General features: G+C 75.4%; 13 protein-coding genes. 9 read left to right on the plus strand and 4 right to left on the minus strand.

The window, feature by feature from the left end; genetic code table 11:
* Positions 1 to 9: 9 nt before the first annotated feature.
* Together H7X46_RS07060 and H7X46_RS07065 are read right to left on the minus strand one after the other, a co-directional pair.
* On the minus strand, positions 10 to 480 hold the full coding sequence (locus H7X46_RS07060; protein WP_186358632.1) for a ferritin-like domain-containing protein: 471 nt from the start codon (positions 478 to 480) through the stop codon (positions 10 to 12).
* Positions 477 to 926, minus strand: coding sequence for a hypothetical protein (locus H7X46_RS07065; RefSeq protein WP_186358633.1), 450 nt, complete (start codon positions 924 to 926; stop codon positions 477 to 479). The genes H7X46_RS07060 and H7X46_RS07065 overlap by 4 nt, the downstream gene beginning before the upstream one ends.
* Before the next feature lie 287 nt (positions 927 to 1,213).
* Between H7X46_RS07065 and rimP the strand changes: the two genes are divergently transcribed.
* From rimP to H7X46_RS07110, 9 genes are all read left to right on the plus strand, one after another.
* Positions 1,214 to 1,786: a ribosome maturation factor RimP gene (gene rimP / locus H7X46_RS07070; protein ID WP_186358634.1), complete on the plus strand. Its 573-nt coding sequence runs from the start codon at positions 1,214 to 1,216 to the stop codon at positions 1,784 to 1,786.
* Positions 1,783 to 2,823, plus strand: coding sequence for a transcription termination factor NusA (gene nusA, locus H7X46_RS07075; protein ID WP_186358635.1), 1,041 nt, complete (start codon positions 1,783 to 1,785; stop codon positions 2,821 to 2,823). Before rimP ends, nusA begins: the two co-directional genes overlap by 4 nt.
* Positions 2,824 to 2,864: 41 nt before the next feature.
* Positions 2,865 to 3,242, plus strand: a complete 378-nt coding sequence (locus tag H7X46_RS07080) for a YlxR family protein (RefSeq protein ID WP_186358636.1) — start codon at positions 2,865 to 2,867, stop codon at positions 3,240 to 3,242.
* Positions 3,243 to 3,339: 97 nt separating this feature from the next.
* Entirely contained in the window at positions 3,340 to 6,369 is a 3,030-nt protein-coding gene (gene infB / locus H7X46_RS07085; protein WP_186358637.1) for a translation initiation factor IF-2, read from the plus strand.
* A 144-nt stretch (positions 6,370 to 6,513) separates the two neighbouring features.
* Positions 6,514 to 6,810 (plus strand): DUF503 domain-containing protein, encoded by a 297-nt coding sequence (locus tag H7X46_RS07090; protein ID WP_186358638.1) that lies wholly within the window; start codon positions 6,514 to 6,516, stop codon positions 6,808 to 6,810.
* A gap of 65 nt (positions 6,811 to 6,875) precedes the next feature.
* Positions 6,876 to 7,322 (plus strand): 30S ribosome-binding factor RbfA, encoded by a 447-nt coding sequence (gene rbfA / locus H7X46_RS07095; protein ID WP_186358639.1) that lies wholly within the window; start codon positions 6,876 to 6,878, stop codon positions 7,320 to 7,322.
* Positions 7,319 to 8,365 (plus strand): DHH family phosphoesterase, encoded by a 1,047-nt coding sequence (locus tag H7X46_RS07100; RefSeq protein WP_186358640.1) that lies wholly within the window; start codon positions 7,319 to 7,321, stop codon positions 8,363 to 8,365. The genes rbfA and H7X46_RS07100 overlap by 4 nt, the downstream gene beginning before the upstream one ends.
* A gap of 71 nt (positions 8,366 to 8,436) precedes the next feature.
* On the plus strand, positions 8,437 to 9,060 hold the full coding sequence (locus H7X46_RS07105; protein WP_186358641.1) for a methyltransferase domain-containing protein: 624 nt from the start codon (positions 8,437 to 8,439) through the stop codon (positions 9,058 to 9,060).
* Positions 9,057 to 10,424, plus strand: coding sequence for an MATE family efflux transporter (locus tag H7X46_RS07110; RefSeq protein WP_186358642.1), 1,368 nt, complete (start codon positions 9,057 to 9,059; stop codon positions 10,422 to 10,424). Before H7X46_RS07105 ends, H7X46_RS07110 begins: the two co-directional genes overlap by 4 nt.
* Positions 10,425 to 10,733: 309 nt before the next feature.
* Here the strand turns inward: H7X46_RS07110 and H7X46_RS07115 are convergent, their stop codons facing one another.
* Together H7X46_RS07115 and H7X46_RS07120 are read right to left on the minus strand one after the other, a co-directional pair.
* Positions 10,734 to 12,428: an ATP-binding protein gene (locus H7X46_RS07115; protein ID WP_186358643.1), complete on the minus strand. Its 1,695-nt coding sequence runs from the start codon at positions 12,426 to 12,428 to the stop codon at positions 10,734 to 10,736.
* A 143-nt stretch (positions 12,429 to 12,571) separates the two neighbouring features.
* Complete coding sequence (locus H7X46_RS07120) at positions 12,572 to 13,996, minus strand: cation:dicarboxylate symporter family transporter (protein WP_186358644.1); 1,425 nt, start codon at positions 13,994 to 13,996, stop codon at positions 12,572 to 12,574.
* Positions 13,997 to 14,102: the final 106 nt, after the last annotated feature.

Below are 14,102 nucleotides of genomic sequence, written 5' to 3' on the forward strand. Positions count from 1 at the left end.
CGGCGCGGGTCAGGAGCGGCCCGGGAACACCGGCACGACCGGGGTGCGCTCGGTCACGGTGCGCCAGTAGGCGAGCCGCCCGGTGCACTCGATCATCGCCCGCAGCCCGGCCTGCCGCAGCGGCACCTGGGTGGACCGCTCGGTCACCGACCGCCAGGCGGCGATCGCGTCGGTCTCGGCCGCCACCAGCAGCGCCCCGGCCGACGCCGCGTCGACCACCGGCTGCGGCGGCGCGTAGGCCGGCTGCGCGGAGATCGGCCGCTGGCCGAGCTGGGTCAGCGTCTCGTTGACCTGCCCGCGCAGCGTGGTGTGCGCCTCGACGTCGGCCCGGGCCCGGGCCGCCCAGTCGGGCGGCACGAACGCCACGGCCATCTTGTACGCCCACAGCGCCGCGTGCTCGCTGGCCAGCGCCCGCTGCAGCGCCTCCACCGTCACGGCGGGGACGGCCGGCTCGTCCTGCTCCTGCGCGGGGGCCCTCACCGCTGCAACACCGCCGCGTAGGTCGCGCAGCAGGCGGCCACCTCGGCCACCAGCCCGACCTGCTGGGCGGACGCCCGGGGGACGACCTCGCCCGCGGTGCGGGCCGACGCGGCGACCGAGTCCCGCACCGCGGCCAGGTCCGCGGCCGGCGGCGTCGCGGGCACGGGCACCGAGCCGGGCGCCCGCCCCCCGGCCTGGTCGAGCGCGGCGGCGTGCTCCATCCGGGCCGCCCGCAGCGGCTCCAGCCGCCCGGCCAGGCCCGGGTCCCCGGTGACGGCCGCGGCCACGAGCGCCGCGTCCCGCCGGGCCCCGTCGGCCATGGCCAGCAGCGCGTCGGTGGCGTCGTCGCGGCGGGGGGCGCCCGGTGAGCAGGCCGCGAGGGCCGGCGGGAGCGTGGCGGCGGCCGCCGCCGTCACCAGCACCTGGCGGCGGGTGAACGCGCGCACGGTTGGTCTCCGGTCCCTCACGAACGGTCATGCTGCCAGCCCGGCCCGGGCACCGGTGCACCGACCGGGCGACCCCGCCCGGCACCGTCGCCGACCGCGGCCGACGCGGACGGGGACGAACGCGCTAGGCTCGTCGGCCGTCCCTGCCGTCGTCCGGGCCGGCGTCCGCCGCCCGTGACGGTGCCCGCATCCGAGCCGAGCCGCCCCCGCGGCGGTGCCCGGGCGCGGCCGGCGACGGCCAGGCGACGGCGGCCGGCGACGAACGCGACCACGAGGAGAAGCACCCGATGCGCAGTACGGACCCCACACAGCTGGCCGACCAGCTGCGCGGAGTGCTCGGGCCCGTCGTCACCGACGCCGGGCTGGAGATCGACGCCGTGGAGGTCCGCACCGCCGGCCGGCGGCACGCGGTCAAGCTCGTCGTCGACCTGCCGGAGGGGTCGGCCGCCACCGGCATCGACCTGGACGAGATCGCCCGGCTCAGCCGGACCGCCGCGGCCGAGCTCGACGCGCACGAGCACCTCATCGAGGGCTCGTACACGCTCGAGGTCACCTCGCCCGGTGTCGACCGGCCGCTCACCCGCCCCCGCCACTGGCGGCGGAACTTCCTGCGCCTGGCCCGGATCACCCTCGCCGACGGCGGCTGCCTCGACGCCCGGATCGGCCGGGCCGGCGACGAGCGGGTGCAGGTGGCGGTGCCCGGCCGACCGCGGCCCGAGCTGCGCGAGATCGCCTACAGCGACGTGAAGCACGCCCAGGTGCAGGTGGAGTTCAAGGCGGCACCGAAGGCCGAGACCGCCCTGCTCGACCCGGGTGCCGGCGAGACCAGCGAGACCAGCGCGAACGAGGAGAACCGGTGAACGTCGACATCCCCGCACTGCGGGCCATCGAGCGGGACAAGGAGATCCCGTTCGAGACGGTGCTGGAGGCCATCGAGACCGCGCTGCTGACCGCGTACAAGCACACCGAGGGCCACCACCCGGACGCCCGGATCGACATCGACCGCAAGACCGGCGTCGTCCGCGTGATGGCCCGCGACGCCGCCGACCGGGCCGAGGACGGCACCCCCGGGCCCGAGTTCGACGACACCCCCGAGGGCTTCGGCCGGATCGCGGCCGCCACCGCCCGGCAGGTGATCGTCCAGCGGCTCCGCGACGCCGAGCACGAGCGGACCTACGGCGAGTTCTCGACCAAGGAGGGCGAGGTCGTCGCGGGCATCGTGCAGCGCGACGCCCGCGCCAACGCCCGCGGTGTGGTCGTCGTCGAGCTGGGCGGTGCCGGGGGCACCGAGGCCGTGCTGCCCGCCGCGGAGCAGGTGCCCGGCGAGGTCTACCGGCACGGCGACCGGATCCGCTGCTACGTGGTCGGGGTGAACCGCGGCCCGCGCGGGACGTCGATCACGCTGTCCCGGACGCATCCCAACCTGGTGCGCAAGCTGTTCGCGCTCGAGGTGCCGGAGCTCGTGGACGGTTCGGTGGAGATCGTGTCGGTGGCCCGCGAGTCCGGGTTCCGGTCCAAGATCGCCGTCCGGTCCACCCGGCCGGGGCTCAACGCCAAGGGCGCCTGCATCGGCCCCATGGGCGCGCGGGTGCGCGGGGTGATGGGCGAGCTCGGTGGCGAGAAGATCGACATCATCGACTGGTCCGAGGACCCGGCGGAGTTCGTCGGGAACGCGCTCTCGCCGTCGAAGGTGGTCTCGGTCACGGTGCTGGACGAGCGGGCCCGGGTCGCCCGCGTGGTCGTCCCGGACTTCCAGCTGTCGCTGGCCATCGGCAAGGAGGGGCAGAACGCCCGGCTCGCCGCCCGGCTCACCGGCTGGAAGATCGACATCCGGAGCGACGCCGACCCGCGCTCCCCGGTCGGCCCGGACGGGGACCCGGTCGAGGAGACGTCGTAGCCGGGAGGGCGCAGGCGTCCGGCCACGGGCCGGGCGAGGGAATGCCGGACGACGACGCTGCGCTACACTCACAGGCGGCCCGCGGTCGCGGACCGTCGCCCGCTCGCACCCGGTCGGTTCCGATCCGGACTTGTGTGGGGTGCCGGACCCGGGAACGGGCCGCCGCACTGTTGCGGGTGGTCGCGGAGAACGGACGTCTCGTCCCGGATCCGCGTCGCCGCCTCCCCGGCCGGGGTGCCTGGTTGCACCCGGTGCCGGGGTGCCTGGACAAAGCCGAGCGCCGCTCGGCGTTCGCCCGGGCGCTGCGCCTCCGGGGCAAGCCGGAGACCGGCGCCGTACGGCGATGGGTACAGGATCAGCAGGGGACCGGGAGCCTCCCGGTCCCGTCATCGGAAGAAAGCAAGGTCGACCAGTCATGAGCCAGCAGTGAAGATCGCACCATGAACGTGCTTCGACACTAGGTTCGAGGTCGAGCGGGAACCTGCCGCCCGGCCTCCGGTCAGGACAAGGAGAGCAGTGGCAGGCAAGGCCCGCGTGCATGAGCTCGCGAAGGAGCTCGGACTCAGCAGCAAGCAGGTCCTGAGCAAGCTGCAGGACCTCGGGGAGTACGTGAAGTCTCCCTCCTCCACCGTGGAGGCCCCGGTCGCGCGCAAGCTGCGCGACGCGATGGCCGCCGGTGGATCCGGCGGGGCCGGCAACGGTCAGCGCCGTGGCTCCGGCGCGCCCGGCGCCGGTCGTCCCCGTGCCGGTGGCGCCCCGCGTGGCGGCTCCGGCGCCCCCTCACCGTCCCGCCCGAGCGCGCCCAAGCCCGGTCCGACCCCGGGCACGGCCTCGCCCGGGCCGGCACCGAAGCCGGGCCCGCGTCCGGGCCCGCCCGCCCCGTCGCAGCCGGCCGCCGGCGCGCCGAAGCCGGGACCGGCCGCGCCCAAGCCCGGCCCGAAGCCCCAGGCCCCGGCCGCGGACTCCGCGCCGGCGCCGCAGCGGCCCGCTGCGGACTCCGCCCCGGCGCCCCAGCGGCCCGCTGCGGACTCCGCCCCGCCGGCTCCGAAGCCCGGCCCCGCCGCGCCCAAGCCCGGCCCGAAGCCGGGCCCGGCCGCGCCGAAGCCCGGCCCGAAGCCGGGTGGCCAGGGTCGTCCCGGTGGCGAGGACCAGCGCGGCTCGAAGCCGGGTCCGCGCCAGCCGCGGGTCGGCAACAACCCGTTCGGCGTCGGCCAGGGCTCGCCCAAGCCGGGGCCGCGTCCCGGCCCGCCCGCCCAGCAGGGTGGGCAGCAGGGCGGCGGTGCCCCGCAGCAGCCGGCCGCGCGGTCCGGTGAGGCCCCGCCGCGTCCGCCCCGTCCGGGCGGTGGCGCCGGTGGCCCGCGTCCGACCCCGAACAGCATGCCCCCGCGGCCGAACCCGGGCATGATGCCCGCGCGTCCGGCGGCCGGGCGGCCCGGCGCCGGTGGCCGTGGTGGCCCCGGTGGCGGTCGTGGCGGCCCCGGCGGCGGCCGTGGTGGCCCCGGTGGCGGCGGCCGTCCCGGCGGTGGCGGTGGCTTCCGCCCCGGTGGCGGCGGCGCTCCGGCCGGGGGGCCGCCCGCGGGCGGCTTCCGCGGCCGTCCCGGCGGTGGCGGCGGTCGTGGCCGCGGCGGTGCCGCAGGCGCGTTCGGCCGTCCCGGCGGCCCGGCCCGCAAGGGCCGCAAGTCGAAGCGGCAGAAGCGCCAGGAGTTCGACTCGATGGCCGCACCCTCGGTGGGCGGCGTCCGCCTGCCGAAGGGCAACGGCGAGACGATCCGGCTGCCGCGCGGCGCGTCGCTGACCGACTTCGCCGAGAAGATCAACGCCAACCCGGCGTCGCTGGTGCAGGTGTTGTTCCACCTCGGCGAGATGGTCACGGCCACCGCGTCGGTGTCCGACGAGGTCCTGGAGCTGCTCGGCCAGGAGATGAACTACCGGGTCCAGGTCGTGTCCCCCGAGGAGGAGGACCGCGAGCTGCTCGAGTCGTTCGACATCGAGTTCGGCGACGAGGGGTCCGACGAGGACCTGGCGGCCCGGCCGCCGGTCGTGACCATCATGGGTCACGTCGACCACGGCAAGACGCGCCTGCTGGACACGATCCGCAAGGCCAACGTCCGCGAGGGCGAGGCCGGCGGCATCACCCAGCACATCGGCGCGTACCAGGTGCAGTCGGAGCTGGAGGGCGAGGAGCGCTCCATCACGTTCATCGACACCCCGGGTCACGAGGCGTTCACCGCCATGCGTGCCCGCGGTGCGAAGTCCACCGACATCGCGGTGATCGTGGTGGCGGCGGACGACGGCGTGATGCCGCAGACCGTCGAGTCGATCAACCACGCGCAGGCGGCGGAGCTGCCGATCGTGGTCGCGGTCAACAAGATCGACGTCGAGGGCGCGAACCCGCAGAAGATCCGCCAGCAGCTCACCGAGTACAACCTGGTGGCCGAGGAGTACGGCGGCGACACCATGTTCGTCGACATCTCCGCCAAGCAGGGCACCAACATCGAGTCGCTGCTCGAGGCGATCCTGCTGACCGCGGACGCGGCGCTCGACCTGCGGGCCAACCCCGACATGGACGCCCAGGGCGTCACCATCGAGGGGCACCTGGACCGCGGCCGCGGCCCGGTGGCCACGGTGCTGGTCCAGCGCGGCACGCTGCGGGTCGGCGACTCGGTCGTCGCCGGCGACGCCTCCGGGCGCGTCCGGCGGATGGTCGACGAGCACGGCGAGGACGTCACCGAGGCCCTGCCGTCGCGTCCGGTGCAGGTCATCGGCCTCACGTCGGTGCCGGGCGCGGGTGACACGTTCCTCGTCGTCGACGAGGACCGGGTGGCCCGCCAGATCGCCGACCGGCGGCGCGCCCGCGAGCGGAACGCCGAGCTGGCGAGCCGGCGCAAGCGCGTCAGCCTGGAGGACCTGGACGCCGCGCTGAAGGAGACCAACACCCTCAACCTGATCATCAAGGGTGACAACTCGGGCACCGTGGAGGCGCTCGAGGAGGCCCTGATGAAGCTGGACGTGGGTGAGGAGGTCGAGCTGCGGGTCATCCACCGCGGCGTGGGTGGCATCACCGAGGGCGACATCAACCTCGCCATCGCGGACAACGTCATCGTCATGGGCTTCAACGTCCGTGCCGAGGGCAAGGCCACGGAGCTGGCCAACCGCGAGGGCGTCGAGATCCGCTACTACTCGGTGATCTACCAGGCGATCGAGGAGATCGAGGCGGCCCTCAAGGGCATGCTGAAGCCGGAGTACGAGGAGGTCGAGCTGGGCCGCGCGGAGGTCCGCGAGGTCTTCAAGTCCTCCAAGTTCGGCACGATCGCCGGTTGCCTCGTGCAGTCCGGGGAGATCCGCCGGAACGCCCGGGCGCGCCTGCTGCGCGACTCGCGGGTGGTCCAGGAGAACCTCCCGGTGTCGTCGCTGCGCCGGTTCAAGGACGACGTGGTCGAGGTCCGCGAGGGCTTCGAGTGCGGTCTGACGCTGGGCAGCTACTCCGACATCAAGATCGACGACGTCATCGAGACGTACGAGATGCGGGAGAAGCCCCGGGCCTGACGGCCCTGGTCGGTCGGGGACGGTCGCTGCGGCGGCCGTCCCCGACTTTCGTGCTGCGGGGCCGGGTCCGTGTGTTCGGGTGCGGTGCGGCCGGGGTTGCGTGGCCGGGCGCGTCGAGCGCTGTGCTGGTTCGGGAGGTGCGGGGTGTACGTCGGAGCCCTGGAGTGCGACGTCCTGCTCGGGGACGTCCGGTCGCTCAAGCAGAAGCGGTCCGCGGTGCGCCCGGTGCTGGCCGAGCTGCGCCGGTTCGAGGTCGCCGCGGCCGAGGCCGGTCACCAGGACCTGTACCGCCGCGCGTTGATCGGCGTGAGCTGCGTCTCGGCCGACGCCGGGCACGTGCGGACCCTGCTCGAACGGTGCGAGCGGCTCGTCGCCGCCCGCCCGGAACTGGAACTGCTGTCGGCGCGGATCCGGCTGTTCGGCCCCGACGACGACTCCTGACGCCCCGGCCGCCGGGCCGGGGCCGCGCTTAGACTCGCCCGGTACGCCGGTGGAAGGAGCACGACATGGTCGACCAGGCGCGCGCACGCAAGCTCGCCAAGCGGATCTCGCAGATCGTCGCGGAGGCCCTGGAGCACGAGGTCAAGGACCCTCGCCTGTCGATGGTGACGATCACCGACACCCGGGTCACCGGCGACCTGCGGGAGGCCACCGTCTACTACACGGTGATGGGGACGTCGCTGGAGGAGGCCCCGGACACCGCCGGTGCGGCGGCCGCGCTGGACAGCGCGGCCGGCGTCCTGCGCAGCCGGGTCGGACAGCGGACCGGCGTCCGGTACACGCCGAGCCTCACGTTCGTCCTGGACCAGGTCCCGGACGAGGCCCGCCGGATGGAGGAGCTACTGGCCCGGACCCGGGCCTCCGACGAGGAGGTCGCGCGGCTCGCCGCGTCGGCGTCGCCTGCGGGGGACCCGGACCCGTACAAGGCCCCGCGGGAGACCGAGGCGGAGTGACACCCGAGACCCCGCTGCCCGGCCCCGGCCCGGTCGATCCGGCCGGGGCCGCGGCATTGCTGGCCGGCGCCCGCGACGTCCTCGTCGTCGGGCACGTCCGGCCCGACGCCGACGCCGCGGGCAGCGCGATCGCGCTGGCCACGGCGCTGCGCCGGGCCGGGACCGGGGCCGCGGTCGCGTTCGGCGGGCCGGACCCGGTGCCGCACATGGTGACCGTCCTCGACCCGGACGGGATCGTCGTGCCGGCGGCCGACGCCCCGGCCGACCCGGACGTGCTCGTGTGCTGCGACATCTCCTCGGCCCCGCGGATCGGGGATCTCGGCGACCGCCTGGACCGGGCGCGGGTGTCGCTCGCGATCGACCACCACGCGTCGTTCACCGGGTTCGCGACCCACCACCTCGTCGACCCGGCCGCGCCGGCCACCGTGCTGCTGGTCCGCGACGTCCTCGTCGCGCTCGGCGCCGAGGTCGACGCGGTGATCGCCCGCGCGCTGTTCGCCGGGCTCTACACCGACACCGGCGGCTTCCGGTGGGGTGGCGCGGACGCGCTGCGGCTGGGCGCCGAGCTGGTCGAGGCCGGTGCGGAGCCGCGCGAGCTGATGCGGGAGCTGACCGGGACGCGCCCGTTCGCGTGGCTGGCCGCGCAGGCGACGGTGCTCGCGGGCGCGCGCCGGGAACCGGACGCGGCCGGGGGCGCCGGACTGGTGTGGGCGGCCGTCGACCCGGCGACCGCGACCCGGTTCCGGGACCACACACCGGGACTGGTCGGGCAGCTGCTGGCCACCGCGGGCGACGGCGTGGCCGCGCTGCTCACCGAGACCGCACCCGGCGAGTGGTCGGTGTCGTTGCGCGGCACCGGCTCCCCGGACCTGTCGCGGGCCGCGACGGCCCTCGGCGGGGGCGGGCACCCGGCAGCCGCCGGGTTCGAGCGCACCGGCACCCGGGACGGGATCCTGGACCTGCTCCGCGCGGAGCTGGCCGGTGCCGCGCAGGTGTGCGGCACCTCGCCGGAGGTACACCCGCGCGACACCCGCGTCCGGTAGGACATCGGGTCGGTCCCCAGGGGTCCCGCCGCGGGACGTAGCGTGTCCCGCGATCGCTTCAGGAGGTACGTGTGAGTTCCGAACCCGCTCCCGGTGACGGCGGCGCCTCGAGTGGATGGCGTGAGTTCCTCGGCGCGTGGGTGCGCAACCCGGCGCGGGTCGGGGCGGTCTGGCCGAGCTCGCCGCGCCTGTCGGCGAAGCTGGCCCGGGTCGCACCCGGGCACGGCAGCCCGGTCGTCGTCGAGCTGGGCCCGGGGACGGGGGCGGTGACCGCCGAGGTCTCCCGCCGCATGGCGCCCGAGGGCCGCCACCTCGCCGTCGAGCTCGACCCCGGCATGGCCCGCTACGTCGCGGAGCGGCACCCGGACGTCGAGGTCGTCAACGGGGACGCCCGCAAGCTCGGCGAGCTGCTCGCGGAGCGCGGCATCGAGCACGCCGACGCCGTGATCTCCGGGCTGCCGTGGTCCCTGTTCGACCGCGACACCCAGCGCGAGATCCTCGCCCAGGTCGTCGACGTCGTCGGGGAGACCGGCGCCTTCACCACGTTCGCCTACTCGCACACCATGCCCATGGCGTCGGCCCGGCGCTTCAAGGGGCTCCTGCAGGAGGTGTTCGACGAGGTCGTGACGACCCGGACGGTGTGGCGCAACGTGCCGCCGGCGTTCTGCTACCTCTGTCGCCGCCCGCGCCCGTGACCGCCGACCCGGAACGCACCCGGGGCGGAGCCCGGGACATCCTGCGGCTGGCCGTGCCCGCGCTGCCGGTGCTGGCGGCCGAGCCGCTGTACCTGCTGGTCGACACCGCCGTCGTCGGGCGGCTGGGCGCGCTGCCGCTGGCCTCCCTGGCCGTCGCGGCGGTGCTGTTCGCGCAGGTCACCACCCAGCTGACGTTCCTGTCCTACGGGACGACGGCCCGCGCGGCCCGGTTCTACGGGGCGGGGCGGCGGGCCGCGGCCGTCACCGAGGGCGTGCAGGCGACCTGGCTGGCCGTGGTCGTGGGGCTGCTCGTGATCGTCGTCGGGCAGCTGCTCGCGGTGCCGGTCGCCGGGGCGCTGGCCGGGGGCGCCGACATCGCCGACGGCGCGGTCGCCTGGCTGCGGATCGCCCTGCTCGGCGCGCCGCTGGTGCTGGTGACGCTGGCCGGGAACGGCTGGATGCGCGGCGTGCAGGACACGAAGCGCCCGATGTACTACGTGCTGGCCGGCAACGGGCTGTCGGCGCTGCTGTGCCCGTTCCTGGTGCACGGCGTGGGCGGCTGGGACGGCTGGGGGCTGGAAGGCTCCGCGGTCGCCAACGTCGTCGCGCAGGCGGTGGCGGCGGCGCTGTTCCTGCGGGCGCTGGCCGTGGAGCGGCGCCGGGCACCGGCGTCCGACCCGGTCCGGCTGCGGCCGGACACCGAGGTGCTGCGCGCCCAGGTCACCATGGGTCGCGACCTGGTGATCCGCTCGCTGGGCTTCCAGGCCTGCTTCCTGTCCGCGACCGCGGTCGCCGCCCGGTTCGGCGCCGAGTCGGTCGCGGCCCACCAGATCGTGCTGCAGCTGTGGGTGTTCCAGTCCCTGGTGCTCGACGCGGTGGCGATCGCCGCCCAGGCACTCGTCGGCTCCGCGCTCGGCGCGGCCGCGAGGTCCGCGGACACCGGGCACGCCCGCTCCGTCGCCGCCCGCGTGACCCGGTACGGGCTGCTGCTCGGGTGCCTGTTCGGGGTGGTGTTCGCCGCGCTCTACCCGGTGCTGCCGGGCGTGTTCACCGCCGACGCCGGGGTGCTCGCCACGATCCCGGCCGCCTGGTGGTTCTTCACCGCGCTGCAGCCGGTCGCGGGCGTGGTGTTCGCCCTCGACGGGGTGCTGCTCGGCGCCGGAGACGCCGCGTTCCTGCGGACGACGACACTGCTGGCCGCGCTGGGCGGGTTCCTGCCGCTGATCTGGCTGTCGCTCGTGTTCGGGTGGGGCCTGGCCGGGATCTGGACCGGCCTGGCCGCGTTCATGGTGGTCCGGCTGGTCGCGGTCGGTGGGCGGGCGCGCTCGGGGCACTGGGCGGTCCCGGGGGAGGTCCGCGCCTGAGCGCGTGTGGGGTTCGGCCGGCGCGGGCGCGCCCCGGCTGCCGCCGACCGCGCAGCGCGCCAGGGTCAGCGCCGCGCCGGCACCGCGCGGGCACCGCGCCCGCGCCGCACAGGTTCGGTGCTCGTCGCACAGGTTCGGTGCTCGTCGCACAGGTCCGGGTTTGTGCGGCGCGCGGCGAACCTGTGCGGCGCGCGGCGCTGTGTGGCGCTCCCGGGTTCCCGGCGGACCTGCGCGGCGGGCGACCGACCTGCCGGCGACCGCCGGGCATGGGGCGGCCACCGACCCGCCCGGCGCCGGGACCGGCGCGACTCACGTGCCGCCGTCGTGCCGGGCGTCCGCGGCCGGGGGGAGCGGCAGGCTCACGGTGAAGACCGTGCCGGTGCCGTCGGACCGGGCGCCCACCGTGACCGTCCCGCCGAGCCGCCGCGCGATCCGGTCCACCAGGGCGAGGCCGATGCCCCGCGGGCGCCCGCCCGGGGCGCCGCGCGTGCTGAACCCGAACGTGAACAGCTCCCGCGCGGTCTCCTCCGGCACGCCCGGGCCGCTGTCGTCGACGGCGATCACCGCCCGGGCGCCCGTGGTGCGGAGCGTAACCGCCACCTCCCGCGGGGCGTCGCGGCCGGCCACGACCTCGATCGCGTTGTCGACCAGGTTCCCGACCAGCGACACCAGGTCGTCGGCGGCGAACGGCAGCCGCAGGTCCGGCAGCGCGTCCGGGTCGCAGGCGTCGGTCACGGTGAACGTGACGTCGTGCTCGGCGGCCAGCCACGCCTTGTCCGCGAGGAGCGCGGCCAGCACCGGGTCGAGGACCTCGGCGACGACCCGGGACCCCGGGCCGCGGGTCCGGTCGAGGGCCGCGCTGCCCGCGGCGGCGGCGTCGGTGGTGTCGCCGAGCTCGATCAGGGTGAGGACGGTCTGCAGGCGGTTCGCGAACTCGTGCGCCTGCCCGGACAGCGCGTCGACCTTGCCGCGCGCGTCGTCGCGTTCGCGCAGCGCCCCGGCGAGCTCGGTGCGGTCGCGCAGCGTGAACACCCGGGTGCCCGGCCCGGCCGCCGGGCCGGCGTGCCGGCTGTTGACCAGCAGGACGCGTTCCCCGGCGAGCGCGGGCTCGTCGCGCAGGTCCTCGCGCAGCCCCCGGGCCAGCACCGCCTGCACGGCCGGGTCGATGCCCAGGCCGGCCAGCGGGCGTCCCGGTTCGGCGGGGTCGCCCGGGCCCGGACGGGCCGCGGCGAGCGCCAGCAGACGCCGGGCCTCGGCGTTCACGACGACGAGCCGGCCGCCGCCGTCGACCACCAGCAGGCCCTCACCGACGGCGTGCAGCACGGCGTCGTGGTGGGTGTAGGCGGCGGTGATCTCGTCGGGTTCCAGCCCGAGCGTCTGCCGGCGCAGCCGTCGGGCGAGCAGCACGGCCAGCCCGAGGCCGATCAGCAGTGCGACGCCCGCGGCCGCGGCGATCGCCGGGAGCCACCGGAACGCGAGGTCGCTGATCCGGGTCTGGAGCACGCCCACCGACACGACGGCGACGACCCGGCCGCGGTCGACGACCGGGGTGACGGTGCGGACCGACGGGCCGAGGGTGCCGGGATAGAGCTCGGTGTAGGTCCGGCCGGCCACCGCGGGCGCGATCTCGCCCTGGTAGATCCCGCCGATCCGCTCCGGGTTGTAGTGGCTGTACCGCACACCCTCGGGGGACATGACCACGACGAAGCTCGTGCCGGTCGCGGTGCGGACCCGCTCGGCGACCGGCTGCAGGCGGGCGGACAGGGCGGGGACGTCACCGCCGGCCCGCAGGGCGCCGACCACCTCCGGGTCGACGGCGACGCTGAGCGCGGTCGCCCGGGTGAGCCGTGCGGCCGCGTCGTGCTCGAGCTCCCGGGCGCCGTACACGCCGAGCACGGCGAGCCCGCCGACGGTGAGCAGGATCGTCACCACCTGCAGCACGAACAGCCGTCGCACCAGCCGTGACCGGCGGAGCGGGGACTCCCCGCGGAACGGCAGGCGCACGCACCAAAGCCTGCCACCCCCGCCGCCGCGCCACCCCCGCCGAGCGCCACTCATGGAGCTTAAGTCCCGTGCCACAGGACTTAAGCTCCATGAGTGGCGCTCGGCGGGGGCGGCGGCTGGCGGCGGGGTGGAGAGGCGGCGGGTCAGGCGCCGATGGCCGCCTTCTCGCAGGGCTCGTCGGTGACCGGGGCTGCGGCGCCGCTGCCGTGCGCGGCCTCCATGTCGGCGTCCACCAGCGACGGGTCGTCCAGCACGGCGGCGAGCCGCTCCCGGTCCAGCTCGCCGTTCCACCGGGCGACGACCAGCGTGGCGACGACGTTGCCGATGGCGTTGGTCAGCGCCCGGCCCTCGGACATCATGCGGTCGATGCCGACGATCAGCGCCAGGCCGACCACGATCGCCTCGGGGGTGAAGAACTCGCCGCCGAAGGCCTGCAGCGACGCGGCCAGGGTGACCAGCCCGGCCCCGGTGACGCCCGCGGCGCCCTTGGAAGTCAGGACCATCAGCACGGCCAGCGCGATCTGGGCGCCGAGCGGGAGGGTCTCGCCGCCGGCCTGGATGATGAACAGCGCACCGAGGGTCAGGTAGATGCAGGTGCCGTCGAGGTTGAACGAGTAGCCGGTCGGGATGACCATGCCGACGGTCTGCCGGGAGGCACCGGCCGACTGCAGCTTGGTGAGGAACCGCGGTAGCACCGACTCGGACGACGAGGTGCCGACGATGATCAGTAGCTCGTCCTTGATCAGCCGGATGACCTTGAGGACGTTGAACCCGGCGGCCCAGGACACCACGCCGAGGACCGCGACGACGAACACCGCGCAGGTGCCCCAGAAGACGGCCATCAGCGAGAGCAGGTTGTACAGCGAGTCGCCGCCCATCTGGCCGACGGTGTAGGCCATGCCGCCGAACGCGGCGACCGGCGCCGCCCACATGATGATCTTGATGATTCCGAAGATCACCTGGGAGATCGACTCGACGGCCTTCACCAGGCGGATGCGGAGGCCGTCGTCGAGCGCGGAGATCGCGCAGGCGGTCAGGATCGCCAGCACCAGGACCTGCAGGACCGAGTTCTCCACGAACGGCCCGAAGAAGCTGTGCGGCAGCAGCGAGTCCTGGATGAACGCGACGACCCCGGACTCCTGGCTGCCGGTGGCCGCCTGCTCGCCGGCCTTCGCCAGGTCGGCCGGGTCCGGCACGCCGCTGAACCCGGCGCCCGGCGTGAACAGGTTGCCCGTGATCAGGCCCATCGCCAGGGCGATCACCGTCATGATCAGGAAGTAGCCCAGCGCGCGGAGCGCGAGGCCGCCGGCGCGGGCCAGGTTGCCCAGCGAGGCGATCCCCACGATCACGGTGCAGAAGATCACCGGCCCGACGATGACCTTGATCATCTGGACGAAGGTGTCGGCCAGCCACTTCGTGTCCCCGGCGAGGTCGGGGGCCACGAACCCGACCAGGATGCCGGAGAGAATTCCGACGATCACCCAGAACCAGAGCTGGGTGTAGACCTTCTTCTTGCGCCGGGCGGGGGTGGTTCCCGCACCCGCGGATCCGGCGGCGACCTCGGCCATGTCCGTCCTCCTCGACGTGTTCGGTGCCGGAACGATGGGGCCGGCCGGCCCGCCGCGGCTACCGCACCGAGGTCGGGTTTGAGGAAGCCTTGAGGAACGCGACTAC

It is taken from the genome of Pseudonocardia sp. C8, assembly GCF_014267175.1.
Taxonomy (GTDB): domain Bacteria; phylum Actinomycetota; class Actinomycetes; order Mycobacteriales; family Pseudonocardiaceae; genus Pseudonocardia.